This window comes from Bartonella sp. AP21QHHD (assembly GCF_042196205.1).
Lineage (GTDB): Bacteria > Pseudomonadota > Alphaproteobacteria > Rhizobiales > Rhizobiaceae > Bartonella.
This window is the reverse complement of sequence record NZ_JBHIPT010000056.1, coordinates 1-1,817: the sequence shown is the minus strand read 5'-3', so window position 1 is coordinate 1,817 and position 1,817 is coordinate 1. Positions and strand designations below refer to the sequence as shown.

The following is a 1,817-nucleotide window of genomic DNA, read 5'->3' as shown; positions in this document are numbered from 1 at the left end:
TCACGTTTGATAAACATGGCTGCTGCAAAAGGACTTGCGGGTTTAACACTAACACCCCCCTCACGATTTGCCACCCGTACAAAGGGATCAATCAAATAACAAAAGCGTGAGGAAAAATCTGCACGATAGGCAAGACTTTCTTGCGTGTTTTTACCCCCCGTATCAAAAACCGCAATCGCTTGTAGCTTTTCTGCAACCTGTTCCAAAGCGTCTGCCACGGGGTTTTTGCCATTGTCAATCCGCCCTGCACTATAAGCCGGTGCCAGTAAAATCCCAGGTTCCACACCTAAATGCCCACGCGCATGAGCCAAGGCGTGCACACCGGTCAGGTGAGCGTTTGATCCCACCATCTCAGTTTGTGTCTCAGCAATGGTTGATTTTTCTTCCACCCGCACAAGAATAATTTGTGCCTCAATCCCCTGCGCACACACGGCGTTAATCACATCAAGAGCCGTTCCCCTTCGCCCAAGCTTTTGGATTTTTTCTGTCTCATGGGTGAAGACCAACACAGGCTCGTTAAGGGGAAAAACTTGGTTGTCAGCATCAGGGGCTGTAACAACCGCTCCAATGGCGGTCTGATCAAATGTTGCTAAAGGACGGGAATCCTCACCAGCCTCTACAATGCGAATCCCATGATTAAATTCTATTGCCATTTTGCTCTCCAAATCAATGAAGAGACCATAACAACAAGAGCTCCCTTTCATAAGTCTGACACTGTCAGTCAAAAAGCCCTTTTAAAGGGCTTTAAAGGGGACTTAAAGACGGAAGAGCATACAAGCCTTTAAACGCGCTTATACAAAGATCTTTAATTTAACTGCGCCATCACCACCCCGTCCAGCACCATTTACTGTTCCATCTTCACCATCTCGATAACCGCCACCGCCACCGCCGCCATATCCTTTTTCAGCTCCGCTTCCTCCATTGCCACCATACTGGCTTTTTCCTCCCTTACCTCCATTATTAGCTATACCACTACCACCACTCCCACCACTCCCACCTCCACCTGCTCCACCATAGGTACTATCCCCTCCATCACCGCCACAACTATCATTAAAGCCACCACCACCTCCTCCGCCTCCATGCCAAGGATGTTCTTTTCCCGCATAACCATTATTATTACTACCACTTGCAGTTCCATAACCACCTGAAACTCCACCACCACTATTTCCACCAATATAACCGTTATTCCCCTTACCACCCCGTGCTGTAAGAATAGAACCAACTAGCGTATTACCACCATTAACACCATTTCCATATCCGCCTTTTCCAATAGCCACTACATCATTATTCTGTAATTGGCGTTTTTGAATCTTTAAAGAAATACATTCACCACCACCTCCTCCTCCACGTTGGCCACCGCTCCCGCCACCTCCCCAAGCCATGATTTCAATATCAGTGTCATCTGTCACCCCATCAGGCCAAGGAATATTACCACTCTGCAACATAACGATTTCAATGTACTCTTCTTTACGCTTTTTGATTAAAGCATCCAAAAGAGCATCCACTTGCACCTTGGTATAAACAGCTTCACCATCAACTCTCAAAGGTCCTTTCAAGGTACTTCCATTTGTGCTTAAACTTGTCACCGTTTCACCATTATGAATAAGGCTAAACGACGAATTACCCAAAAGTTCTAAGCCACCACTCATGGTGACTTTGCTGGTAAATTTATTATAATTCTGCCATTCATTTGGGCTTGTGAGGCGCCCATAGCTGGTCATATCTTGATTAATCTTGGCTCTAAAATCATCAAGCCCCACGATATCTTCGGTTTTATGTTGATGCGCGCCTAACAGTGAGACAGCACTGCCAAAGGT

The 1,817-nt window shown here is 46.3% G+C and carries 1 protein-coding gene and 1 pseudogene; both read right to left on the bottom strand.

Going from position 1 to position 1,817, the window contains the following annotated elements; translation table 11 throughout:
* Positions 1-653: pseudogene (locus ACFIMC_RS04515) on the bottom strand (phage tail protein); the annotation flags it as partial.
* 138 nt (positions 654-791) lie between these two features.
* A partial coding sequence (locus ACFIMC_RS04510; protein WP_375680887.1) for a Bgr_08870 family protein occupies positions 792-1,817 on the bottom strand: 1,026 nt, incomplete at its 5' end.